The organism is Sulfuritalea sp. (assembly GCF_017302275.1).
In the GTDB taxonomy this organism is placed as follows: Bacteria; Pseudomonadota; Gammaproteobacteria; order Burkholderiales; family Rhodocyclaceae; genus Sulfuritalea.
Map to the genome: position 1 here is coordinate 1 of NZ_JAFLDR010000054.1, position 24,379 is coordinate 24,379.

Genomic DNA, 24,379 nt, shown 5'->3' on the forward strand with positions numbered 1-24,379 from the left:
GGCCAGCGCGACATTGCGATCGACCGGGTGTGCGCAGTCCGCGCTGGACGGCACTTGGTCGCGGGTCATCAGCGCCTGCCAGGCGCCGAGGCGATCCTTCGCGCACCAGACAGCGATGGCCTTCGCGCGCGCCTGCGGGTGCAGCGAGGCGATCGGCATCAGGAAGGTGTGGATCGTCACGTCGGACAGGCCCTTCAGCTCGGCTTCCAGCCGGCGGCAGTGCGGGCAGTCCGGATCGCTGAAGATCGCGAGCGCACGGGAACCGCGGCCGCGCACGTCCTTGATGGCATCGGCCAGCGGCAGCGCGCCGAACTCGATGCGGGCCAGCGTGTCCTTGCGCTCGGCGGTGAGGTCGCGCTGCGCCTTCATGTCGTACAGGTGGCCGAACAGGAAGTATTGGCCGCTCACGTCGACGTAGGCGAGGTTGGCGCCCATCGCCACTTCGAAGACACCCGGCCACGGCGTCGGACGGATCTCGCCGAAGCGAGTCGACGGGTAGAGCGCCTGCAGGCGTCCGGACAGGCTGGTCACCTCCGGCGTGGGTGGCGGTTGGCTGGGCTGCGCCCATGCCGTGACGGTCAGGCAGGTGGTCAGCGCCGCGGCCAACGTGGCCTTGGCAGCGAGAGCGCGCAGCGCGAGGCGCGCGTCAGTCGTCTTCATCGTCGTTCCTCCGGAGGGTGCGGGCGCGCTCGGCGAGTTGCGCGAGGTTGTCGGGATCGGTGCCGGCGGCGTCCAGCGTCCCGGGCAGGGCGACGCCCTGCGTGAGGACCACGTCGACGCTGCGGCCCGCGTCGACTTCGATCACCGGGAAGACCTTCTCGGCGAGGCTGATGTAGTACTGGGCGAGCCGGTCCAGGGCCTTGCCCACGCCGGTGCCCAGACCCGCTTCGAGTTGCTTGCCGGGGTCGACGGAGCTGGTGGTGCCCAGCGGCGAGACCGACAGCGTGGTGGCGCTCTGCGTGAAGGCATGACCGATGCCGCTGGCCACGCCGGCGAGCAGGGCGTTGGCGAGGATCTGTCCCTGCTTGGAGACCAGGCGTCCGCGCATGCCGGCCTTGCCGTCCTCGCCGGCCACGTAGCCCTTCACCGGCACGTCGATGGCCGTGCCGTCGCGGGTGACGCACGACAGCGACTCGGTGCGGATGTAGGCGCGCTCGGAGCTCACGTCGCCATAGCCGGCGCCGACGATGAAGCACTCCTTCACGCGGGCGCGGAACTGGTTGGGCAGGATCGCGTTGTCGGCGAGGCGCAGCAGCACCGGCTGAGGATTGCGCTGCGCCTGGCCGCCGGTGGGCGCGTCCAGGCCGCCGAGAAGGACCGCCCGGGTGAAGGCGCCGCTGGGCAGATAGCGGCGCGTGTCGCGAGTGGTGGAGCTGGTCGCTGCCGCGTCCGCGGTCGGCTTGGCGCCCTTGCCCGGTGCGACGTCCCCCAGCACGATGCTGACGATCCCCGTTGGCGTCGGCATGCTCGGAACGCCGCCGGGCGGCGGTGGCAGGCCGGCGCCCTGCACGCCACCTTGTGGCATCGGTGGCGGTGGGTAGCGCTGCAGGCCGGAGTCCGGAAGCGCGCTCCCCGGGCGATCCGGCCCGAAACTCGGCCGTGCCGCCGGGGCGGTGACCGGCGGAGGCGGCAGCGGCGTCAGTCCGCTGCCTTCGAGCTTCTTCAGGCGCTCGAGCATTTCCTTGCCCTGGCCTTCGAGCTCGGCATTGCGCTGCGCGAGGTCGCGCGAGCGCTGCTCGATCGCCTTCAGCTGCGCATCGGCCTGGCCACGCCACGCGTCGCGAGGATCGACCTGCGCACCCGGCGCGAGGATGTTCGTCGACTGCGGCTTCGCGGGCTGCGCCTCGTTGCCTTTCGTGCCGGTCAGAGAGACCGATAGCAGCGTGCCGGCCACGATCGTGCCGGCGATGCCGGCAAGCAGCAGGACCTGACGGCGCTTGATGGCCGCAGCCGTTGGCTCCCCCGGGGTCGACGGGGACCCTTGGCCCGATGGATGAGACGCGCCGGTCGGCGACATGCCCGGTGGCAGGACGGGATCAGTCATCGGCGCGGCGCTCCCGGATCACGAACAGCTGCGTGGTCTCGCCCGGACGCAGGGCCGCCTGCTCGACGCTCACGGCCATCACGCCGCGCTTGAAGAGATCGCGCTCGGCGAGTTCGAGCGCGGACGCGCCGGTGTTGACGAGCATGAACTTCTCGCCGACCACGCCGCTGCCCAGCCACTGGTGCTGCAACGTGAGCCTCGCGCCGGGCCACAGCGTCAGTTCGCGCCCAGGCTCGCGCACCTCCATGTCGTCGGGCAGCGCGTCCTCGGCCATCGCGAGCAGGAGGTTCTTCATCGTGCGCACGTGGCGGCCGCTGCGCTCGATGCGTGCGGGCCCGGTCACGGCGTCGCGGGCCTCGCGGATCACGATGGCGTCGCTCGGGGTGTCCACCGGCTGCAGCAGCAGCCCGATCGTCGAGCGCTCCGTGCTGACGAAGAGGTTGATGGGCTTGGTGCTGTCCGGGGAGAGCGGCCGGATGAAGACCTGGCCCTTCTCGTCGTCCTTCTCCAGAACGAATTCGCCGGCGTTGCCCGTCACCTTGCGGATGCGGCCACGATCGACGGAGATGCGCGTCACCTCCTTGCGCGAGACCTTGGCGAGCACGGTCTCGCCGTCGCGCGCATCGACGACCTGCAGCGCCAGGGCGGGCTGGCTAGCGGCCAGTGCCAGCAGCAGGAGCCAGGCGAAGCTGGGACTGAGCTTGGATTTCGAGCGGGTCATTGGGACTGGTCTCCCGGAACGCCTTCAGAAAGATCCGGCCGCCGGCGTACTGCAGCTCGATGGCGTAGCCCTTCGAGACCTCGGACACGCGGCGGTCGCTGATGAATGTGGTGAGCAGGCCGCGCACGCCGACACGCTGGGTGCGCTCGTCGACGGCGAGGTCCTGGGCGCTGAACACGGTGGAGGCGCCGTCGCGCTTGACGCGCTCGGCGGCGGTGGCCAGCACGCTGCGCAGCTCCCCGTAGGAGGCCGGCGCGGCGTACTGGAGCAGCACCCGGGACTGGTGGTCGATGCTCTGCGGCGTGACGTTCAGCGTGAGTTGCAGGAGGAAATAGGCCATCTGTTCGAGGTACTCTGCGCTCACGCGTTCGGACTCGACCCAGAAGGTCTTGCTGATGCTGGGCGGCACCACCACCACGCGCTCGCGGCCGGCCATGTGCATCGCGAAGGCCGCCAGCGTCACGTTGGCGAGCATCGAGCCGGCGAGCAGCAGCACGAGCAGGGCGCTCGCGCGGCGCGCGCTGGCGATGTCGGCGCGCAGCCAGTCGAGCTTCATCCGGCCAGCTCGCGCAGGTAGGAAGGCGGGGTGCGCTTCAGGCCCGTCATGAAGGCCGGCAGGTGCCAGTACAGCAGGTGCAGCGCGAAGGCGGGGTGCTTGCCCGCCTTCGCGCGACCGTAGGCCGAGGCGAGCAGCAGGCCGACCGCGCAGCCGCTCACGAAGAAGCCCGCGACCATGCCTGCCAGCGCGGCCCCCAGCACCAGCAGGGCCACGTCGATGTCCCACCAGAACATGCGCGGCGGGTCATTGAGACGGCGGGGGATGTCGAGGGACGCGTCGATCACGGCACAAACCCCGTCAGATCACGGCGGTCATGATCGAGTCGATGATGGTCGGCACGTAGACCATGAAGAGCGCGAAGACGACGCCGGCGAGCGCCGGGATCGGCGAGGAGCGCGCGATGCCGATGCCGGCACCGAGGATGAAGGCGGCAATCGCGATCGACTTGCCCAGGAAGCCGGTCGCCCAGTTGAGCAGGGTCGTGTACATCGTCTGGAACTCGGTACCGGTGGTGCCCGCCAGGGCGGAGCCGGCGGCGAGGGTCAGGACGAGGGCGAGTGCGGTGGCAATAGTGGCAGTGCTGCGGGTCTTGCTCATGGCTTGGATCTCCAATGGTTGGGTTGGGTGAAACGGCGGGACTTCATGGGGCAGAAACTCATTCGTGATCGAGGCAGGGCCGGCTAGCGCAGCGATGCGAAAGTCATTCTTCGCGCCGGGGGTGCAGAGGCGGGGATAGCGGCAGGCAGGTGGCGGCGCACCTTGTCGGCATAGGCACGGCGCAAGGCAGGGCGGGTGGCGTTGTAGGCGCCGACGGCGTCCCAGGTGTAGCCGAGGCGGGAGACATTCCCGGCAAGAATCCAGGCACCGACATGGATGTTGGTGCAGGGCTCGAACAGATCGCGCTCATTGATGCCATGAGACGCCAGCGTCGGCAGCCAGGCGGAATTGATCTGCATCAGCCCGATGTCGCGCGAGCCATTGCCGTTGCGGCCGATGGCCAGCGGGTTGAGGCCGGATTCGGTGCGGGCGATGGCGTAGAGCAGGGCGCTGCTGACCTGGTAGCGCTGTGCGGCATCGACCCAGCAGGCCTGCGCGGGGAGGGCGGCACCAAAGGCGAGATGGATGCTCAGTCGCACCGCTAAGGCTCGCCTCCATGGTCTTTGCATGCTGTTCTCCTGGTCTGATGTCTGCGCGCCTGGCGGGAATGCCGCTGCGCAAAAGGTGGAGCGCATCGTAAGCAGGGAGGACGGGCAACTGAGCCTGAATCGGGGCCTCGATGAGGCCTCCAATCCGCTTGACATCGGGTGACGGTTCACGAAACAGCCTGCCAAACCGGGGTGTTTGCGTGGGTGAGCGAATTGCTGGCGCGCGTCAAGGGGTTTTGGGGGCCTCATCGAGGCCTCAATTGCCGCAGATGTCCCGAAACGGACCGGCAATACTCGGTCGATGATGATCAAGTGGGTAATGCGGCGTGAGGGTCGATCGGAACCGGCAAGCGCGTTCGCGCGAACCGGTTCTTCGATTCTGCGCAGGCCACTGCCGGCGAACACGCCTCAGTGCTTGCAGGACGAGGCCCTGGTCGACCTCATCCAGATCAAGATGGGTTTCCCCAGGGAGGTGTTCGAGCCGGTGGTGCGTCCGGTCATCGAGGGCTATGCGGCGTTCGTGTACCGGCTGCCGGCGACGGAATCACGGCCGGAGGCGGCTACCAGTGCTCGTTTCACGCACGCCCTGCAGGTCGGCAGTCGCGCGCTCGATTTCCGTCGCGGCCAGATCCTGCCGCGAGGGGCAGCGCCAGAGGTGATCGGCGCGCAGGCGCATCGCTGGACCTACGCGGTGTTTGTCGCCGCCTTGCTGCACGACACCCGGCACGAGGGGCTTGCGGAGCAATTGCTGAATCGCTTCGTACCGCCCCTGGTTCTCGAATGGCTGGCGGCGGACCCCGCGTTGATGCGCGAGCTTGTTACATTCCTCTCGGGAGACGACTCGGCGCCGACTGGAGCGATCAGTGATCTGGTACGGCGAGCCGCCGGTCAATCGCCGAGCCGAGATCTTCGTCCGAGTGGTCGAGGCGATCCCAAAGTGCAGGTGGCTGTGCCGGCCCCTAGTCCGCTGGGCGTGAAAGCCGAAGGCGACGTCGAAGGCTCCGCCGCCGCTTCGAATCCGACAGTGGCAACGGACCCGCCGGCACTTCCAGTCGAGGAAACGGAATACCTCGAAGCTGTCGACGACGGTCAGACGGAACCAGCCTCGCCGCCATCGCCGAAATTCAAGATGGCGGATTGCGGATTGGTGCAAGCACCAGATACGGCGCATCGCTTCATGGCCTGGCTGCAGCAAGGACTCGCCGATGGCACGCTTCCGGTCAACGTGGCCGGAGCGCTCGTGCATTTCGTCCCCGAGGGCATGCTTCTGGTATCGCCCCGCATTTTCCGTGAGTTCGCCACGCGTTTCGGCGACGACAGTAACGGTCCGGCTTCCGCTGTCGGCGACCCGGATATCGGCAAATCGATCCAGCGCCAGTTCCTGCGCGCAGGCTGGCATCGGCGGGCCGGGAAGGGCGTCAATATCCTGAGCTACCAGGTGATGCGCGGAGAGCGCGCCGTGTCACAACTCTCGGGCGTCGTGATCCCGAACCCGGAACGCTTCATCCACCCGGTGCCTGCCATCAATCCGCTGCTGGTCCACCTGCCCGCCAAGGAAGGAGAAGCGTAAGCCCATGGCCTACCCGCTCGAATCCCTGCTGCGGCCCGCCTACGAATTGCGTGCGGCGGCTGTTTCCGCACTCGCCGCCGCTGTCGTGATGACGAAGCCATCGGCCTTCCTGCTGACGCGAGAGCTGGCTTTGGGGTTAGCTGGCGTCCTGATTTGTCACGCCGCCTGGCGTTGCATTGCGGGGCTCAGAATCCTGCGGTACCGCGCCAACCTGCGGCGCCAGCGCCGCTATGTCGTGGCATCCGAAGATATCCCGTGGTCGGCCGAGCGCTTGTTTCTGGGCCGGGGTTTCAAGTGGGATCAGCGCCACACCCAGCGCCTGCACGAAGCCCGCCTTCCCGAAAAGCAGGACCTGCTGAAGCCCGGACTGATTGGCAGGACCACAGAGTTCCTGCGTGACCTGCCGCCGGAGCACTCCGCCGTCGGCGGCGACCCCGCCATCCACGGCGTCGAGCCCGAAGAGTCCGACATCTGGATGGACATCAGCGACCGAGTCGGCCACACCCTGGTTCTCGGCACCACCCGCGTCGGCAAGACCCGGCTCGCGGAAGTGCTCCTGACGCAGGACATCCGGCGCGGCGAGGTGGTCATCGTGTTCGACCCCAAGGGCGACATCGATCTGCTGCGCCGCGTCTATGCCGAAGCGAAGCGCGCGGGACGGCAAAACGAGTTCTTCATGTTCCACTTGGGACATCCGGAGGTTTCGGCACGCTACAACCCGGTGGGCAGCTTCTCGCGCATCACCGAGGTGGCCACACGCATTGCGGGGCAGCTTCCGTCCGAGGGTCAGTCGGCGGCGTTCAAGGAGTTCGTCTGGCGCTTCGTGAACGTCATGGCCCGGGCACTGGTCGCGCTCGGGCGCAAGCCCGATTACGAGCAGATCAATCGCTATGCCTCGAACGTCGAGCCGCTCCTGATTGACTACTTCGAGCACTGGCTGGACAGTGAGCCGGGCGCCGCCGGCTGGCGCGAAGAGGTCGAATCGATGGCAATCGACAAGAAGAGCCTCGACAAGGGGCTACAGTCGAGAGGGTTTCGTGCGGTGACCCTGGTCGAATACGCGCGGCGCAAGAAGCTCTACGACCCCATCGCCAACGCGCTGGCTTCGACGCTCAACTACGAAAAGAGCTACTTCGACAAGCTGGTGGCGTCGCTCCTGCCCCTGATGGAGAAACTCACCACCGGGCGCACGGCGGCGCTCCTATCGCCGGATCTGGATGATGCCGGCGACTGGCGACCGGTGTTCGACTGGGCTTCCGTGATCAACCTGGGTGGCATCGTCTATATCGGGCTGGATTCCCTGTCCGACTACGAGGTGGCCGCTGCCGTGGGCAATTCGATGTTCGCGGATCTCACCAGCGTGGCGGGAAGCATCTACAAGTTCGGCACGGGGAGGGGGCTTCCGGGCGAAACGCCGCCGCGCCGCATTGCGATCCATGCTGACGAGTTCAATGAACTGATCGGCGACGAGTTCATCCCGCTGCTCAACAAGGCAGGTGGGGCGGGTTTCCAGGTGACGGCTTACACCCAGACCTGGTCGGACGTGGAAGCGCGCATCGGGTCGCAGGCCAAGGCGGGGCAGATCGCCGGCAACTTCAATACGTTGATCATGCTGCGGGTCAAGGAGGTGGCGACGGCGGAGCTCTTGACCAGCCAGTTGCCGGAGGTTCGCATCGTGTCGACGATTGTGTCGTCCTCGGTCTCGGATACCAATGATCCGGGGGATTTTGCGGACTTCGCCAGTCGCAATGAGGATCGCATCACAACGGAGAGTGCTCCGATGCTGGCGCCGAGCGACCTGGTGCAATTGCCCAAGGGACAGGCCTTTGCGCTGATTCATGGCGGGCAATTGCACAAGATCCGCATGCCGTTGCCGGATGCGAGCCATGATCCGCTGATGCCTGCCAGCCTCGAAGCGATCGGCAGCGAGGTGCGGGGCCGCATGGAAGGCCGGTCGAACCCGGCGCCGTAGAGGGGAAGAGTTTGGCTTCCAGGAATGCATCGTTTAACGAGGGCGTAGTTGCCGGGGCACTGCTGGCACCGCTGAAGCTCGGCTTCATGTTGCTGCTGGGCTTGGTGGGGATCCTCGTTGTGACCTGGATAGTTGACTGGACCTTCGTGTTCAAGGTCTGGCCGGAGGGTGTCGGCCGATTGAAAGGCATCCTGGCTGCCGACCTTGCCCGCACGCTCGAACTCGCCGAGTGGCAGGGCGAGGTGCCGAGCGTCGTGACTGGAACGGCGAACTTTCTGTATGGGCTGGTGTTTGGGGTGACGGGGATCCACGACATGGGGTTGCGGTTTGCGCAGGGAACGGCGCTTTCGATTCCGGACACGATCGTGCGCAATACCTATCTGGCCAACCGCGAGGCCATAGAAGTGACAATGATCGGCACGCAACTGCTTGGTGTTCGGCTGGCGACGCTGGGGATGATGGCGCCACTGCTCGTGCTGGCGTATCTGGTTGCAGCGGCTGATGGATTGACACAGCGTGCGATACGCCGGGCCTGCGGCGGGCGGGAATCAGCGAGTCTTTATCACCGTGCCAAGCATTTGCAGGTCATGCTTCTGGGGATGGGCGGGGTGCTGGTTCTGATTCAGCCGGTATCGATCGATCCACGCCTGGTAGGGGTGCCGGTCGCGTTGCTTACGAGCTTACTGGCGCGACTGCAGTGGGCCTGTTACAAGAAACATCTGTGAGCATTGTCGTCCGAGGCTACATTGCGTTAGCATATCGTCTTCATCAATTACATCGAAGGAGCTGACCATGGCTCGGAAGAAGAAGCTGGATTTTTCTGATATTGCAGTTACCCGGCAGAAGATGAATCTCAATCAGAAGGACTTCTGGAAGCGTTACGGCGTGACGCAGTCGGGTGGGTCGCGCTACGAATCCGGTCGGAATATTCCGAAGCCATTGGCGATCCTGTTATGGCTGCATCAGTCAGGGAAGGTGACGGATAAGGATCTGGCGGACGCGTTGAAATAAGGTAAGCGGAACGATCGACCCTACGCAGTTAATACGCCACGACATTTTGGAAACTGCGAACACCCCCAGAATTCTTTTCCGGCATTCTCTCCGCCCTTAGCCGTTCGCTTGATCATGGGACCGGAACACTTCGGGCACACCGGCGTCGTCTGTTCTTCACTTCCGCCTATTGCTGAGGGTTCGTCTTGTTGCGCCTGTACTTGCGGTCTGCTTACCATCGCGACCCGATCGGAAGGAGCAATGTCCTTGATCGTCAGCGCCTCAGAGATTTGTTTGGTCAATTCTGTCGGGGAGTATGCAGCTTGAACCGGGAAGACGACGAGCGGCAGTCGCGCTGCCTTGCAAGCGGCCTCAAGGAAATCATCTCGATCCTGTCGCTTCTTCTGGAAATGCGATGCGTCGTTGAGCTCGATGACGCAAAGGACGGATAGGTCGGTCGGAGAACATAGTACAAAGTCAAAGTGTTTGGCGCTGATGCGATTGAAAGCACCGTTACGAATTGACGGTTTCAGCCCGCCATTGACGTTCAAGACATCTGCTACTCGCACTTTGCCAAAGACTTGGAAATCCTTTCCTGCGGCTTGTGCAAGGACACCAAAGAATGATCGCTCTGCCGGCGTGAACAAGGCTGGCGCTTTTGAATAGGGCAGAAGCGCGGCCGGTACGCCACTCTCAGCCCGAAGTCGCGATACAGCGAAGACTGCCAATGCAAGAACTACTACCGCCACAGCAATCCAGACCATTGAGACCCCTTGCTTGAAAGTCAGAAACTCCAATTAGCGCAGCAGGCTATCTCAAATTAATGACGTTGGAAAGATGTGTGGCACCGCATATGTGCTGGCCGACGAGCTGCCGGGATTGCCAGCCGACTTGATGAACTACAGAACGACCTATGTATGCCGACAGGCGGACCGACGAATATGCGGTTGTGGACTGGGATTACGTTGTCGGCGCGTCAGTGATGGGACGGAAATAGCCCTTGATGCAGTTTTCCGGTTTGACGATGCAAATCTGGATATGGTTGCCCACGCGGAACTCTGCGCCGGGATACACGCGGCGGTCTTCGAGAAATGGGGCACGCACCGAGTCGTAGTCGGGCATATTGCGTTCCTGCCGGTAGGCGTGCACCGCTTGAATCACCTGGCAGTCGAGTTCGCGCCGAACATTGTCGTCGCCGCCAGTGTTCTTGGGTAGTTCCAAGCCTGCGGTAGCGTAGGAGTCGCGCAAGGTCGCAAAGGCTTCGGCAACTTCATCGAGGCCGATGCGGGTGGTCAGGTCGAGACACAGGCCCAAGTCGATGATTGCGCCCACCACGTCTGGATGCTCGATCTTGCGCTTGGTGTTACCGTGATCAGCCCATTCCAGACCGCGTTGCGGATCATTTTCCCAGAAATAGATGCCATGACCCAGCCACTCAAAACGTCCTTCTGATTTCTTTAGGTGACCGGTCTTGCGGCTTACTACGTGATCTACGACGGCACGCTCCGTGCCGTGAAATCCCAGCACGAAAGAGGCGTGGCGCTGATAAAGTGCCCAGGGTCTAGGCACGGATCAGTTGTTTAAGCTTGCCGCTGGGGGTCAAGACACCTACGCGCGTCAGGAAGTCCCGCGCGGTATCGGGCGTCGCAGTCACCTGTCGGCGATGCGCTTGCATGTCTGCGAGAAGGGCGTTCGCGGCCAACGGATTCCCAACGCTGTGCATCGCAACTTTGCTGGATTTGCCCGTTGCTTTCTTAGCTGGTGCTTTGGTCGCGGTTTTCATGAAAACCTCCATGTCGATCAACTCTACGTGATGGCGTGGTGCCTGAATTGTTGGGAAAGAACGCAAATTTTACGCTTTATTCGCGGTGTGTATCTAGTCGTGTGTGAGCTTGATCAATTCGGCGAAACTCCTGCACAGTATTCGTAGCGTCATCAGTCAGGTTGCGCATGAGTGCACCGCTCAGGGGAAAAGAGAGGCAAGTCACGCCGTTTGTATCACCGGTATTGCTCCATCCATGGCCACAATTCTTTGTCCTTTACTTTCTGGCCAAGGAAACTGTCCTTTCGTTCCTTCTCGTTCTTTGCGATAGATGACTCGATGGTGCCAATGTTGATTGTCACTGCATCGCGCTTCCATGGCTCGGCGCCTTTCAGTCCGCTACCATCGATCCATAGCCAGAAACGGCGATCTACACAGCGCAGGAACAAACGAAAGGCGGCCCAACTTTCGGTTCGGTCGTTCCGAGACAAGAAGCGACCAAACCAGCAGCGAGCCCAGACATTTCGTCGATGATTCAGCAGCGCGTTCTCCGCTACGTCGCGCACCCAGCAGTCGGCATGTTCCGCGATCCAGTTGGTCAGGAGGACACCGTCCGCATCCTCGTTGGAATAACCTAGGAGGGCGATCCCGCGGGATCGGTTGTAGTCGTGATCGGTTATCAGCCACTCACTGGCCAAGTGTCGCATCCAGTCTGCTCTACCGCCGAACTGGCAGAGCAGGACACTCTCGAACAAGTCCAGATCAGTCGTACCGCTGTCGATATGTTCGCGCAATATTTGATCTACCTCAGGCGATGCCGGTGCCGTGAAGGCGTCCATGAGCAGCACAGGCAAATCCAGGCGCGCATCCGTGATGCGGATTGTCGAACGCGAGCGTATTGCCTGGAAAAGGGCAAATCCATGTTCTGGTGCGTGAGATAGGAGTGCGGCGCAGAGCTTCTCATAGAAGCCGCGGCACAGCGCCAGTAGCTGCCAGGCACGTCGATCATCGCGCAGGACGGGCTCTATCCATGATCGCCACAGCGTATCATCTCGTGCAAGAACCTCGGCCAGCCCACCGTCTCGGAAAGCGTAGTCAAACCATGGGTTGCCGTTGTCGTGTTCGTCGTCGGCCAACGTCGCGACTTGCTCGCTAAGCGCGTTGTGCTTTTCGATTTGAGCCTCGTGGTCGGTGCTGCGCATTAGGTCTTCGATTGAACATGTTCCTGCGCTGCCGCCCCAAGTGTTGTTGGCGAAACGGATTGTGCCTGGACCGGATTCCGCTGTCGAAAGCGTGTCGGCCAGCCGTTCGTTCCCGGGGTTGACCTCAAGTACGACATAGCGGCTGAGCGATTCAACTTCCGGTGGCAGTGTTCTTGCGCCAATACGGCGCCACACGGCATCCAGCAAGCTGCCATAAGCCACGACTTCTTCGGTTCGGTATCCCCGCTTCTTTACCGCATATCCCAACCATTCTGGGCTGATTCTGTCGGTAAGTTCGCCGAACGACAGGTCCGTGCCAAACTCGGATAGAAGAATGCAGCCCCAGGAGTTCTCCAGAAAGTGATCCCGACCAGTTCGGGCGCGCCAGCCAGCTGCAATGACTTGTTGTGCGGCATTTGCATCGCCCGTGTTAACGAATATTTCCAGGCAGCAACCACGAGCCACCGTGTCGAATTGTCCGAAACCGGCGAGGAGGTATTTCCGTACTTCGTTGTTGGGGCAGCTCAACGCGTTGGACAGATACCACAGCAGGTTGTAGATCCGCTGCTGTGCTAAAGGATCGACCGCCTTTAGGGTGGCCAGAATTTCTGGTTCGTGCTCGGGGGAGAGGGGGAGGAAGCAAGGAGCATGTTTGGTGATGTATCCGTTTGCATCGCCACGCTCCCTCAATCGCTGAAATTGTTCCCATGAAGGTAGATCGAACACCACCGCCGGAAACAATGCAAACTGCGCGATCTTGTCGTGCTCGTCGTGAAGAAGGAGAGTTGAGCGCCATGCAGCGAGAACAATTTCCCTTTCTTCGTCGTCAAAAACAGGAAAGTGTTCAAGAAGATGCCATGCCAGTTGTCTCCGCGCCAAGCCTTCTCGCGTGGCCATGTTGCGAGCGAGGGTACGCATCAGATTCTGGTAGCGACCGGCTGCGAAGGCACACAGAGCGGGTTCCATTTCGTCAAAATGATGCTGCTCGACACTTGTTCCCATTGAGCGACCGATTCGGGTCAAGTCGAGTCCATTTCCGGCTTCGTCAAGCCGGGGACGATGGACCGACGGGAAATCGATGTCCGGGTTGAGAGCGATGTCCTTCAGCTGGCGAGCGATAAAGCTGGGGTGGCCGCTGGTTCGTTCCAGACAATCCAGATAGTTGTCTTCATCCCACGACCAGAGGTGCGAATCGCAGGGATTGTCCTCACGCATTTTCGTGTAAGGATGAACGAAGCAGAATTCGGAGGGGATGGTCTTCAGCAACGCCCGCGCTTCTTCATTGCCGGTGCAAGCGAGCAACTTTCTTGCGACCAGATAGGCGGTCGGCTTGTCGACGGCGAGCAAGCTCTTGACTGCACGCAACAGAGCTTCCCGGGTTTCGGTGCAACAGGTATGCAGCAGCCATGCGAATTCTGAGTGACTGCCGTCCATCACCGTGCTTGCGACAAGGCCCGTGAGAATGGCATTTGCATAGCCCTTCGCGTGGTCGTGGGAGATGACGGCCAGCGCCACTTGTGCAAGGCGCAAAAGACCGACATCGCTCACGACTTCAAGCTCTACCCCGAGTAGCGTCGCAGGACCCGGTGTGGCCGCTCGCCCCAGGCGCAGTTCCACTCCTTGACGCGCTTCAGCGAGTTTTTCCTCATTCTTTTCGTAGTGGGCCCGAAAGCCCCACGGATAGACAAATCCTAGCCAGCGCGTGAAGGCCGGCGAGAGTTCATTTCTCACGTCTAGCAGTTCCCTGTGGCGTAGAAAACCGACCATGAAGGCGTCTTGAGCTTCACGGTTGTTGGCTTCGCCCCAGATAAATTCCGCCATGCGTAGATAAGTCTTGGGACGTAACGGCAGATAGGCTGCGACTTTCTCCAGGTCGTTGTCATCCAGATTGCGGCCTTCAATCCAGGCTCGCAGCAAGGCCAGACAGCCGGCTTCGGAATAGTCCCTGGTGTTGAGCGCATGGAATAGCGCCATTCCGCAGATGCGTACTTGCAAGTCCGCTTCCCGGTACGAGCCCATCCGATTGGCAATGATTTCGCCCAGCGCTACTGGATCAACCTCGCCGCTCTCTTCCACCTCGGCAGCCAGTACCAGCCCAAGTCCGAGGGGAAGATAACGTGGCGCGATAGTCAGTTTCCCATTATGAATATCAAGGATGCGGACGCTAACAAGTTCCTCGCGCAAGGCAACCAGATCGTTTGTGATGCCTTGCGCTTGCTGGGCAAATTCAGGAATTGCAAAGCGACGGGCTTCGTATAGCTTGGCAAGGTCAGCAATCAGCGCATGGAACTCATCGGCGCTGCAACTCTGCTGCCGCTTGCGGCCCGTCATGTCGCGCCAGTCTTCATATATCAAACGTTCGATAGTGAGGCCACCACTTTTCACTTCGTTTTGAAGTCGGAAGGCCAAGTCGAAATATCGAGGACGCGCCATCAAGTGCAGCACTTCGGCATCGAACTGCCCGCGCGTACTACCGCGCTGCGCAAGAGCCTGATCCAGTTCTTCTTCGTTGAAGGGTGGAAGTGTCCAGGGCGTGATCAGGCCATCATCGGGGACCCTGACGTGTTCCCAGTAGGGGCTGCGACACAGGGCCAGCAAGGCCACGTGTTCTCGCCAGGGTGAGGCACGAATGGTGTCGAAGAGCTCTCGCCAGTCAAGGTAGGCGCGCTCATTGAGAGCATCGACCACCAGCAGGAAAAGAGGCGCTTTGCTCGGGGTCTGATCGGCCAAATCACGTAGGTGCCTTGGCCAGCTTTCAGACGGGGTTGGCAGGGATTGTTCCAGGCAGGCAGTGAGAATTTCCGTAACAGTGGGGCTTGTCATGCGTAGAGCAGGCGCGAACACAATTGGCACGGAAAAATCGCTCATCGCCAACTTTCCGGCCAGCCAGTCCGCCGTAGCCCAACTCTTTCCGTCGCCTTCCTCGCCGAGTAAGACGAAGGCTTGGTGGTGATCCGCCCAGGTGTTCCACCATGCGTCGAGTGCGGATAGGGCGGCAAGCCGTTTGATGGGCTTCCTTGCTGGCGCCCTCACGGCGATATCCTGACTGAAGCGGACAATGGATTGATCGGGTGACATCAGCCCTTCGCGCACCCACGTATTCTGCCGCTGGGCACGCAGGCCAGGGCAGCGGGCATTTATCAACCCGATCAGGGTGCCGAAGTCTTCGCGATATTCCTCCGCGCCATCACGCATCCGAAGTGCCTGAATGTCGGCCAAACCGGCCAACTCAGGCGGCAGCATATCTACTGATGGCATGCCGGCGCCGCCGGTCAGGATGGGAATCAGGTCGTAACCTCCACCGGCCTCGAAGCACTCGAGTGCGATGCGGATTTCGTTGCGGGTGACGTCGTGTTCCTCGAATAACCTGAGTCGGTTGCGGTCTGAGAACCAGTGCTGACCTATCACCACAAGGCATATTCGCGCTCGGTGAACGGCTTCGGCAAGGTCCTGCCGGTAAGGCTGGCCGGGCGTGAGGTCTTCCCGGTCGATGAATACCGCATCGACGGAGAAGGTCTCGGCTAGGCGGTCGTAGAGCCTTCCTGCATGGCCACCATCATCGCGGCGGTAGCCGATGAATACTTGGTTGGACGTGCTCATCATGCTAGCGCCAGCAACAGCGCTGACTGGACGAATTGCCGAAGGCAGGTAAGTTCCACGATATTTTTTAGATTCGGCTTCGTCATTATCGCTGCTTGAACTTATCGACTAACTGTTTCAGTTTGGCTTGATGCTCTTGGGCTTTCAGCGACTTCCGACGCTGTTCTGCCAGTTTCCGAAAGCGGTCCTTAAGAGCTTGGTTGGCCTGCTGTTGCTGTTCCGGGGTGATGTCGCCGGCGGGTTGGCCGTCAAGGCCGAAACGGGTACTGCTTGATGCGACAGATTTGAGGTATTTGGTAGATGCGGTATGGCGCTGGAGCGTCTTGCGCAAGGCATTCCTGTCAATCTCCGGGTGCACCACCAAGATGGCTTTGTGAATCCCTATGGCGAGAGGCTGTGCGCCGCGAAATACGGAATATGCGGCGATCAATTGCGCGAGGACCGGATCGCGCGGCTGGGGGAGGTCAGGCATAGGGTGAATTATGCGTGACGGATCGTTGGTTTTCCTTTGCACGCGAGAGCCGCCTGGTGTCTATCTCGAAAGCTTCCCATGACCACCGGCAGCCTCCTGGCACCCGTATTTGAACGGTTCCTTTGCGGCAGCGAGCTTGAGAACCTCAATTTCGGCTCCTGGCCACTATGTATGTGTTGGCAAAGGTTGAAAACGCCCGTACCGGCAGCACCCGTTAGCGAAGCGGCTTTCTAAGCGACAGTAATTTTGTAGGTGCGACCTAGGATTGGGCGACATCAGTAGCTCGAAAGTCGGCGCTGGTGATGCGGTGGCGACTTGGCAACCGATCCATGTATTGATAGTCAAATTGATAGTTTAGAATGCTATAAAAACAAAAAAGCCCACATAATCATGGGCTTAAATGTTGTAACTGGCGGAGACGCAGGGATTCGAACCCTGGATCCAGGTTTTGCCCAGATGCACCCTTAGCAGGGGTGTGCCTTCGACCACTCGGCCACGTCTCCGGAAACGGCGATGTCGTAAATTCCACGGCCGTCAGCAGGGGGCGGAGTATACCCGATTCGCCCGCGGCGGGCGGCCCTATCGCGCCGCGGATCGCGCTGGTGTCAGCGGCGCAGGCTGATGCGCAGCCAGTCGCGCTGGTCGGCGACGCTGGCCAGCGTCGGGTCGGCATCGACTGCGACGGGATGGGTGACCTTTTCCAGCAGCGGCAGGTCGTTCAGGGAATCGCTGTAGAACCAGCTCTGCTCGAAGCCGCCGAGCCACATGCCGAGCGACTCGAGCCAGGCCTCGACGCGTGCGATCTTGCCTTCGCGGAAGGAGGGCAGGCCGCGCGGTTTTCCGGTGAAGCGGCCATTATCCTGCGCCGGGATGGTGGCGATCAGGTGCGGGATGCCGAACTCGCGGGCGATGGGGCCGGTGACGAAGCTGTTGGTGGCGGTGACGATGGCCAGCAGGTCGCCAGCTTCGGCGTGGCCTTGCACCAGCGCGCGGGCGGCCGGCGCGATCAGCGGCCGGATGCGCGTGGCGAGGAATTCGGCGTGCCAGGCGTCGAGCTCGGCGCGCGCGTGGCGTGCCAGCGGCGCCAGCTGGAAATCGAGGAAGGCATGGATGTCGAGCGTGCCGGCCTTGTACTGCTCGAAGAATTCGAGGTTGCGCGCTTCATGAACTTCTCGGTCGAGCACGCCCTTGCCGATCAGGAATTGCGCCCACTCGAAATCCGAATCGCCGTTGAGCAGGGTGTTGTCGAGGTCGAACAGGGCGAGTTTCATTCTTTTTCCAGGTCGAAAGAGGTTTGCATCAGTTCGCGCAACAGCGGCAGCGTGGGCGGGCGCTTCTGTTCCAGCGAGGCGCGGTCCAGACTGCCGAGCATGGCCATCAGCGAAGGCAGGTCGCGGCGGCCGTGGCGCAGCAGGTAATGCACCACGCTAGGGTCCATCAACATGCCGCGTTCGATGGCGTGGCGGCGCAGGGCGGCGGCCTTTTCCTCGTCGGAAAGGGCATGGATTTCGTAGATCAGGGTCTGGCCGATGCGGGTGCGCAGGTCTTCGCGCAGCGCCAGTCGCAAGGGCGGTTCGTCGCCGGACAGCAGCATGGCGAGGCCGATGAAGCGCGCCGCGTTGAAGGCGCGGAAGAGGGCGACCGTGGCCTCGACGCCGAGCTGGCCGACGTCGTCGATCACCAGCAGGCAGCCCGGCGCCAGTTGCAGTTCGGCGCCGGCCTCGGCACCGGCAAGGCGGACCACCGGGCGCAGGGCGCGGGCGCTTTCGGCGGTGGCCGTGAGCAGGTGGCTCTTGCCGCAGCCCTGGCCGCCCCACAGGTAGATCGCCTCGAAGCTGCGCGCGTCGGCGAGGCCGCGCAGGCGTTCGACCAGCTCGACATTGGCGCCGGCGACGAAGTTGTCCAGGCTCGGCACCTGTTCCGGCTTCAGGTCGAGGAGCATCTGGCGCTGCGTTGTACCCATTCAGCCCCCCCGGTAGAAGCGGCTGGCCAGGTACAGGCCGCGCACTTCGCGCAGGCCCACCAGCAGGGCGGCCGAGGCCGGCAGCGCGGCGAGCACGCCGACGAAGCCGAACAATTGGCCGAAGGCCATCAGGGCGAAGATCACCGCCAGCGGATGCAGGCCGATGCGCTCGCCGACCAGGAAGGGCGTCAGCACGAAGCTTTCCAGCACCTGGCCGATGCCATACACGACCAGCACGGCGACGATCGGCCCCCAGCCGGCGAATTGCAACGCGGCGACCAGCAGGGCCAGGATCAGGCCGGTGGCATAGCCGAGGTAGGGAATGAAGATCAGCAGGCCGGTGACGACGCCGATCGAGAATGCCGATGGAATGTCCGCCAGCCACAGCGCGACGCAGTAGTAGGCGGCGAGGATGGCCATCACCAGTATCTGGCCGCGCAGGTATTGCGAGAGCACGGCGTCGATGTCGGCGGCGATGTGCCGGAGCTTGTCGTGCCAGGGGCGCGGCACGATGCCGCTGAAACGGGCCAGCATGCCGTGCCAGTCGAGCAGCAGGTAGAACATCACCACCGGCGTCAGGAGCAGGTTCACCAGCACGCCGACCAGTGCGACGCCGCCGATCTTGAGCGAGCTGTAGAGGCGTTCGAGGATCACTTGTACGGTGTCCCAGTTGCCGGCAGCGAGTTTTTGCAGCGAGGCGGCGTCGAGCTTGAGCCGGATGCCGAAATTCTGCCGCAGCCAGGGCAGCAGTTTCTCGTTGGCCAGCGCCATCGCCTCCGGCGTGCGTGCGGCCAGCACGGTGGCCTCCTCGTAGAGCAGCGGCAGCACGATCAGGACCAGCCCGGCGCTCAGCGCGGCCAGCGCGAGCAACACCAGCACCACCGCCAGCATGCGTGGCAGGCCCAAGCCGGCGAGGCGATCGGTGACGGGGTTGCAGACGTAGGCGAGTATGCCCGCCAGCAGGAAGGGCGTCAGGATCGGCGACAGCGCATACAGTAGCGCGAGGACCGCCAGCCCGGCCGCAATCCACAGGGCGGCCTGCAGGCGATGGCTGTGCGGTTCGGCGGACGATGGGGGCAATTCCGGTAAAATCATGTGCTTCGGCCGTGTTCGGGAGCGGCGATTATCGCCCATCCGGCCGGCATCCGCGCCCCAGCCGTGTTTTCGGCCCGCGAATCCAAGGACTTCATCTTGACTGCTTCGAGTACTTCTTCATCACCGCTCACCTACCGCGATGCCGGTGTCGATATCGATGCCGGCGACGCGCTGGTCGAACGCATCAAGCCGGCGGCCAGGCGCACCATGCGCCCCGAAGTGCTGGCCGGCATCGGCGGCTTCGGCGCGCTGTTCGAGATTTCGAAGAAGTACCGCGAGCCGGTGCTGGTCTCCGGCACCGACGGCGTCGGCACCAAGCTCAAGCTGGCCTTCCAGTGGCGCCGCCACGACACCGTCGGGCAGGACCTGGTGGCGATGAGCGTCAATGACATCCTGGTGCAGGGCGCCGAGCCGCTGTTCTTCCTCGACTACTTTGCCTGCGGCCGGCTCGACGTGAATACCGCCGCCACCGTGGTCGAAGGCATCGCGCGCGGCTGCGAACTGGCTGGCTGCGCATTGATCGGCGGCGAAACCGCCGAAATGCCCAGCATGTACCCGGACGGCGAATACGACCTCGCCGGCTTCGCCGTGGGCGCCGTGGAAAAGTCGCAGATCATCGACGGTCGAGCCATTCATGCCGGCGACGTGGTGCTGGGCCTGGCCTCGTCCGGCGCGCATTCCAACGGGTATTCGCTGATCCGCAAGATCATCGAGCGCGCCGCGCCCAGCCTGGAACTGGATATCGGCGGCGTGGCACTGGCCGACGCGGTGATGGCGCCGACGCGCATCTATGTCAAATCACTGCTGGCGCTGATCCAGGCGCTGCCGGTGAAGGGCATGGCGCACATCACGGGCGGCGGCCTCACCGAGAACATCCCGCGCGTGCTGCCCGAGCACCTGACCGCCGTCATCGATCGCGCCAACTGGACGCTGCCGCCGCTGTTCCAGTGGCTGCAGAAGGAAGGCCAGGTCGCCGACGCCGAGATGCATCGCGTTTTCAACTGCGGCATCGGCATGGTGGTGATCGTCGCCAAGGCCGACGCCGGCGTCGCCATGCAACTGCTGGCGGCGGCCGGCGAGCAGGTGCACCACATCGGCCTGATCGAGGAACGCCAAGGCCGCGCACAGACCATCGTCGCCTGAAAAGTCGGCGCTGGCGGCACGGCGATCGCCGTACCGCCGGCGCCGACTCTCAGGCCAGGTGCCGTTCGACGGCGGCCAGGACGCGCGCCGAGGCGTCTGCGGCGAGCGGGTCGACCACCGTCAGGGCGTCCATCGAGCGCAGCCAGGTCAGTTGCCGCTTGGCGAACTGGCGCGTGGCGAAGACGCCGCGATCGCGCAGCTCGGCGCGCGGCAGGGTTCCCTCCAGCATGTCCCAGACCTGGCGATAGCCGACGCAGCGCATCGAGGGCAGGTCCGCATCGAGCCGGTACTTCTCGCGCAGCAGCAGGACTTCCTCGACCAGGCCGGCATTGAGCATGGCGTCGAAGCGCTGTTCGATGCGCCGGTGCAGCAGGCTGCGGTCCTCGGGCACCAGCGCCAGGTTCAGCAGGCGGAAGGGCGGCAGGCTGGCCGCCTGTTCGGCGAAGAAGCTGCCCAGGCTGCGGCCGGAAAGGCGCAGCACTTCCAGCGCGCGCTGGATGCGCTGGGCATCGGTGGGCTTGAGCCGCGCCGCGGTTTCCGGGTCGAGCGTCGCCAGCTCCGCATGCAGCGCGGGCCAGCCGCGCGCGGCGGCTTCGGCGTCGATCGCGGCGCGCAATGCGGCGTCGGCTTGCGGCAGGTCGGCGAGCCCCTCGCGCAAGGCCTTCACGTAGAGCATGGTGCCGCCGACCAGCAGCGGGATGCGTCCGGCGGCGGCGATGCTTGCCATCTCGCGCAGGGCGTCGGCGCGAAACTGCGCCGCCGAGTAGCGTTGCTCGGGCGTGATCAGGTCGATCAGGCGGTGCGGGAAGCGCGCCAGCGTCGCCGCGTCGGGTTTCGCGGTGCCGACGTTCATGTCGCGGAACACCTGCGCCGAATCGACGCTGACGATGTCGCAGGGAAAGCGCGTCGCCAGTTCGAAGGCCAGCGCGGTCTTGCCGCTGGCCGTTGGTCCCACGAGCAGGATGGCCGGCGGCAGCGCCATCAGCGCCCGCGCATGAACAGTCTGTCCAGCTCCGCCATGGAAAGCTGAACCCAGGTCGGGCGGCCGTGGTTGCATTGGTCGGCGCGCTCGGTGGCTTCCATCTGGCGCAGCAGCGCGTTCATTTCCATCTGGCCCAGCGTGCGGTGGGCGCGCACAGCGCCGTGGCAGGCCATGGTCGCCAGCAGTTCGTTGCGCCGCGCCTCGATGACGCGGCTGGCGGGATGCTCGGCGAGGTCGCGCAGCAGCGAGCGCACCAGTTCGTTGACGTTGCCGCCGGCGAGCAGCGCCGGCAGGCGGCGCACGGCGATTTCGCGCGGGCCGGCGGCGGCCATGTCGAAGCCCAGCGCGGCGAGCGTTTCGCCCTGTTCCTCGACGATGGCCAGCTCGGTCGCGCTGGCGGCGAGCAGCAGCGGCACCAGCAGCGCCTGCGTCGCCGGCGGCCCGGCGTCGAGGCCGGTCTTGAGCTTTTCGTAGAGGATGCGTTCGTGGGCTGCGTGCATGTCCACCAGCACCAGGCCGGCGGCGTTCTGCGCCAGGATGTAGACGCCATGCAATTGGGCGATGGCGTAGCCGAGCAGGGGTGCGGCTGCATCCTCGGTCGGAGTAATAGTTGGCGCCCCACTGGGACTTCCTTTGGTCGCCGGCGACACGGGGTTCGCGTCGTCGGCGAAGGCGGCACGGGCGAACTCCAGGTAGGCGCGCGTCGCCGGTTCGCCGACGCCGAGGCTGCCCTGGTGCGCCTGCGGATAGGCGGCAGGGACGAAGCGGGGCGCCGCCGCTTCCTCACTGCCAGCGGCGGCCAGCGGCGTGGCCAGGGTGCGCTGCAGGGCGTGGAAGATGAACTGGTGGATGCCGCGCGCATCGCGGAAGCGCACCTCGGTCTTGGCCGGATGCACGTTCACATCGACGCCGGCCGGGTCGAGTTCGAGGAACAGCACGTAGGCCGGATGGCGCGCGCCGTGCAGGATGTCGGCCCAGGCCTGCCGTGCGGCATGGGTCAGCAGCTTGTCGCGGACGAAGCGGCCGTTGACGAAAAAGTACTGTTCGTCGCGCCCGGCGCGCGAATAGGCCGGCAGCGCGGCAAGGCCGGACAGGCGCAGCGGCCCGGCGACGGCGTCCAGCGGGCGCGCTTGGGGAAAGAAATCCTCGCCGATGATTTCGCGGGCACGGTGCGGAAAGTCGGCGCTGGCGAGACGGCGTTTCGCGGCTTTGTTATGGCTCAGGCTAAAGGCGACATCGGGGCGCGCCAGCGCCATGCGCCGCAGCACTTCGTCGCAGTGCGCGAATTCGGTGGCTTCGGTCTTGAGGAACTTGCGCCGCGCCGGGGTGTTGAAGTAAAGGTCGGCGACCTCGATCACCGTGCCGCCGGCCAGAGCCGCCGGTTCGACGCTGTCCGCATCGCTGCGCAGGCGGAAGGCGTGCGCCTGCGACGGATGACGGCTCGAAATCGTGACCCGCGCGACGGAGGCGATGGATGCCAGCGCCTCGCCGCGAAAGCCGTAGCTGCCGACGCGTTCCAGGTCGTCGAGGCTGGCGATCTTGCTTGTGGCGTGGCGCGCCAGGGCCAGCGGCAGGTCGTCGGGGGCGATGCCGCCGCCATCGTCGGCGACGCGGATCAGGCGCACGCCGCCTTCTTCCAGCTGCACGTCGATGCGCGTGGCGCCGGCGTCGAGGCAATTCTCCAGCAGCTCCTTGAGCACCGAGGCCGGGCGTTCCACCACCTCGCCGGCTGCGATCTGGCTGATCAGTAAGTCCGGCAGCGGCTTGATGATTCCCATGGGGGTCGGATTATAGCTTCCGGTAAAATCGCGCCTTTCCGTGCTGACCGCTGCTCCGTGGAAATCCTCGCCCAATTCATCGACGTCATCCTGCACGTGGACAAGTACCTGGCCGCGCTGTTGGCGCAGTACGGCACCTGGATCTACGCGATCCTGTTCCTCATCGTCTTCTGCGAAACCGGCCTCGTCGTCACGCCCTTCCTGCCCGGCGATTCGCTGCTATTCGTCGCGGGTGCGCTGGCGGCGACTAGCGGCGGCGCGTTCCAGATCGAAATCGTGATCGCGGTCCTGCTTTCTGCGGCGATACTGGGCGACAACACCAATTACTGGATCGGGCGCTGGGCCGGCAGGCGCATCCTGGCCTGGGGCGAAACCTCGCGCTACTTCAACCGCAAGGCCTTCGACCTGACGCACGACTACTACGAGAAGCACGGCGGCAAGACCATGCTGGTGGCGCGCTTCATGCCCTTCGTGCGCACCTTCGCACCCTTCGTCGCCGGCGTCGGCAACATGAGCTACCCGCGCTATTTCGCCTTCGACCTGGCCGGCGCCATCCTCTGGGTGTTTTCGCTGTGCCTGGCCGGTTACTGGTTTGGCAACATTTCCTGGGTCAAGTCCAACCTGTCGCTGATCATCTTCGGCACCATCGGCCTCTCGCTGCTGCCGCTGTTCCTTGCCTGGCTGCGCCATCGCCTGGCGCCACGCACGTCCTGATCCTGCGCGTGCTGCCATGAAGCGCTATGTCATCCTGATTTCCGGTCGCGGCAGCAACATGGAGTCGCTGCTCGACGCGGGCTTGCCCGGAACCTGCGCGGCGGTGATCAGCAACCGCCCCGATGCGGCCGGCTTGGCGGGCGCGGCGACGCGCGGGATCTTGACGGCGGTGATCGACCACCGCGACTTTGCCGCGCGCGAGGAATTCGATGCCGCGCTCGCCGCCGAGATCGAGCGCCATGCGCCGGACCTGGTGCTGCTGGCCGGCTTCATGCGCATCCTGGGGGATGCCTTCGTGCGTCGCTTCGAGGGCCGCACGCTGAACATCCACCCATCCCTGCTGCCGGCCTTCCCCGGCGTCAGAACGCATGCCCAGGCGCTCGCTGCCGGGGTACGGCTGCACGGCTGCAGCGTGCATTTCGTGACCCCGGCGCTCGACGGCGGCCCCATCGTCGCCCAGGCCGCGGTGCCGGTGCAGGCTGACGATGACGAGGCCAGCCTGGCCCGGCGCGTGCTGGCCGAGGAGCACCTGCTCTACCCGCGCGTCGCGCGCTGGTTCCTCGAAGGCCGGCTGCAACTGGTCGATGGACGGGCTCGCCTTGCCGGCGAGGTGCCGGTGGCCGGCGCGCTGCACGCGCCGCGCGTCGGCTGAGCGCGGCCGCCGCCC

At 64.0% G+C, this 24,379-nt stretch carries 24 protein-coding genes and 1 tRNA gene; 7 read left to right on the top strand and 18 right to left on the bottom strand.

What is annotated here, in order from left to right; translation table 11 throughout:
* The 7 genes from J0M27_RS19410 to J0M27_RS19440 all read right to left on the bottom strand — a co-directional run.
* On the bottom strand, positions 1–660 hold a 660-nt coding region (locus J0M27_RS19410), incomplete at its 3' end, for a DsbC family protein (RefSeq protein WP_294995732.1).
* Positions 647–2,044: a TrbI/VirB10 family protein gene (locus tag J0M27_RS19415; RefSeq protein WP_294995735.1), complete on the bottom strand. Its 1,398-nt coding sequence runs from the start codon at positions 2,042–2,044 to the stop codon at positions 647–649. The genes J0M27_RS19410 and J0M27_RS19415, both read right to left, overlap by 14 nt.
* Entirely contained in the window at positions 2,037–2,765 is a 729-nt protein-coding gene (locus J0M27_RS19420; protein ID WP_294995738.1) for a type-F conjugative transfer system secretin TraK, read from the bottom strand. The genes J0M27_RS19415 and J0M27_RS19420 overlap by 8 nt, the downstream gene beginning before the upstream one ends.
* A complete protein-coding gene (gene traE / locus J0M27_RS19425) occupies positions 2,698–3,321 on the bottom strand; it encodes a type IV conjugative transfer system protein TraE (RefSeq protein ID WP_294995741.1) in 624 nt (207 codons plus the stop codon). The genes J0M27_RS19420 and traE overlap by 68 nt, the downstream gene beginning before the upstream one ends.
* Positions 3,318–3,608, bottom strand: coding sequence for a type IV conjugative transfer system protein TraL (gene traL / locus J0M27_RS19430; RefSeq protein ID WP_291555801.1), 291 nt, complete (start codon positions 3,606–3,608; stop codon positions 3,318–3,320). The genes traE and traL overlap by 4 nt, the downstream gene beginning before the upstream one ends.
* Positions 3,609–3,621: 13 nt before the next feature.
* Complete coding sequence (gene traA, locus J0M27_RS19435) at positions 3,622–3,921, bottom strand: TraA family conjugative transfer protein (RefSeq protein WP_294995745.1); 300 nt, start codon at positions 3,919–3,921, stop codon at positions 3,622–3,624.
* Positions 3,922–4,004: 83 nt separating this feature from the next.
* Positions 4,005–4,490, bottom strand: a complete 486-nt coding sequence (locus J0M27_RS19440) for a lytic transglycosylase domain-containing protein (protein WP_294995748.1) — start codon at positions 4,488–4,490, stop codon at positions 4,005–4,007.
* Positions 4,491–4,770: 280 nt separating this feature from the next.
* On the opposite strand from J0M27_RS19440, the gene J0M27_RS19445 reads away from it, so the two are divergent.
* The 4 genes from J0M27_RS19445 (at position 4,771) to J0M27_RS19460 (ending at position 9,022) form a co-directional block, all read left to right on the top strand.
* Entirely contained in the window at positions 4,771–6,039 is a 1,269-nt protein-coding gene (locus J0M27_RS19445) for a helicase/relaxase domain-containing protein (protein WP_294995751.1), read from the top strand.
* Between the two features lie 4 nt (positions 6,040–6,043).
* Positions 6,044–8,011 (top strand): type IV conjugative transfer system coupling protein TraD, encoded by a 1,968-nt coding sequence (traD, locus tag J0M27_RS19450; RefSeq protein WP_294995754.1) that lies wholly within the window; start codon positions 6,044–6,046, stop codon positions 8,009–8,011.
* A gap of 11 nt (positions 8,012–8,022) precedes the next feature.
* Positions 8,023–8,736 carry a DUF4400 domain-containing protein gene (locus J0M27_RS19455; RefSeq protein ID WP_294995757.1) on the top strand — a complete coding sequence of 238 codons (714 nt, stop codon included), beginning with the start codon at positions 8,023–8,025 and terminating at the stop codon, positions 8,734–8,736.
* Positions 8,737–8,803: 67 nt separating this feature from the next.
* A complete protein-coding gene (locus J0M27_RS19460) occupies positions 8,804–9,022 on the top strand; it encodes a hypothetical protein (RefSeq protein WP_294995760.1) in 219 nt (72 codons plus the stop codon).
* Positions 9,023–9,042: 20 nt separating this feature from the next.
* Here J0M27_RS19460 and J0M27_RS19465 read toward each other — a convergent pair whose 3' ends face one another.
* The 9 genes from J0M27_RS19465 to J0M27_RS19505 all read right to left on the bottom strand — a co-directional run bounded on the left by J0M27_RS19465 (position 9,043) and on the right by J0M27_RS19505 (position 19,095).
* Positions 9,043–9,765, bottom strand: a complete 723-nt coding sequence (locus J0M27_RS19465) for a DUF2726 domain-containing protein (protein WP_294995763.1) — start codon at positions 9,763–9,765, stop codon at positions 9,043–9,045.
* Between the two features lie 196 nt (positions 9,766–9,961).
* Positions 9,962–10,570: a hypothetical protein gene (locus J0M27_RS19470; protein WP_294995766.1), complete on the bottom strand. Its 609-nt coding sequence runs from the start codon at positions 10,568–10,570 to the stop codon at positions 9,962–9,964.
* Positions 10,563–10,784, bottom strand: a complete 222-nt coding sequence (locus J0M27_RS19475) for a hypothetical protein (protein ID WP_294995769.1) — start codon at positions 10,782–10,784, stop codon at positions 10,563–10,565. The genes J0M27_RS19470 and J0M27_RS19475 overlap by 8 nt, the downstream gene beginning before the upstream one ends.
* A 215-nt stretch (positions 10,785–10,999) precedes the next feature.
* Complete coding sequence (locus J0M27_RS19480) at positions 11,000–15,568, bottom strand: toll/interleukin-1 receptor domain-containing protein (RefSeq protein ID WP_294995772.1); 4,569 nt, start codon at positions 15,566–15,568, stop codon at positions 11,000–11,002.
* A gap of 82 nt (positions 15,569–15,650) precedes the next feature.
* Positions 15,651–16,037 (bottom strand): ProQ/FinO family protein, encoded by a 387-nt coding sequence (locus J0M27_RS19485; protein WP_294995775.1) that lies wholly within the window; start codon positions 16,035–16,037, stop codon positions 15,651–15,653.
* Between the two features lie 410 nt (positions 16,038–16,447).
* Positions 16,448–16,540: transfer RNA gene (locus J0M27_RS19490), tRNA-Ser, on the bottom strand.
* A 102-nt stretch (positions 16,541–16,642) separates the two neighbouring features.
* Complete coding sequence (locus J0M27_RS19495) at positions 16,643–17,308, bottom strand: HAD family hydrolase (protein WP_294995778.1); 666 nt, start codon at positions 17,306–17,308, stop codon at positions 16,643–16,645.
* Positions 17,305–18,000 (bottom strand): DnaA regulatory inactivator Hda, encoded by a 696-nt coding sequence (hda, locus tag J0M27_RS19500; RefSeq protein ID WP_294995781.1) that lies wholly within the window; start codon positions 17,998–18,000, stop codon positions 17,305–17,307. Before hda ends, J0M27_RS19495 begins: the two co-directional genes overlap by 4 nt.
* Positions 18,001–19,095, bottom strand: coding sequence for an AI-2E family transporter (locus J0M27_RS19505; RefSeq protein ID WP_294995784.1), 1,095 nt, complete (start codon positions 19,093–19,095; stop codon positions 18,001–18,003).
* 96 nt (positions 19,096–19,191) lie between these two features.
* On the opposite strand from J0M27_RS19505, the gene purM reads away from it, so the two are divergent.
* The gene (gene purM, locus J0M27_RS19510; RefSeq protein WP_294995787.1) at positions 19,192–20,238 is read left to right on the top strand and encodes a phosphoribosylformylglycinamidine cyclo-ligase; all 1,047 of its coding nucleotides are present in this window, start codon (positions 19,192–19,194) and stop codon (positions 20,236–20,238) included.
* A gap of 49 nt (positions 20,239–20,287) precedes the next feature.
* Here the strand turns inward: purM and miaA are convergent, their stop codons facing one another.
* Complete coding sequence (gene miaA, locus J0M27_RS19515; protein ID WP_294995790.1) at positions 20,288–21,220, bottom strand: tRNA (adenosine(37)-N6)-dimethylallyltransferase MiaA; 933 nt, start codon at positions 21,218–21,220, stop codon at positions 20,288–20,290.
* Positions 21,220–22,998: a DNA mismatch repair endonuclease MutL gene (mutL, locus tag J0M27_RS19520; RefSeq protein ID WP_294995793.1), complete on the bottom strand. Its 1,779-nt coding sequence runs from the start codon at positions 22,996–22,998 to the stop codon at positions 21,220–21,222. The genes miaA and mutL overlap by 1 nt, the downstream gene beginning before the upstream one ends.
* A gap of 57 nt (positions 22,999–23,055) precedes the next feature.
* Between mutL and J0M27_RS19525 the strand changes: the two genes are divergently transcribed.
* Positions 23,056–23,712 (top strand): DedA family protein, encoded by a 657-nt coding sequence (locus J0M27_RS19525; protein WP_294995796.1) that lies wholly within the window; start codon positions 23,056–23,058, stop codon positions 23,710–23,712.
* Positions 23,713–23,728: 16 nt separating this feature from the next.
* A complete protein-coding gene (purN, locus tag J0M27_RS19530) occupies positions 23,729–24,364 on the top strand; it encodes a phosphoribosylglycinamide formyltransferase (protein ID WP_294995799.1) in 636 nt (211 codons plus the stop codon).
* Positions 24,365–24,379 lie beyond the last annotated feature (15 nt).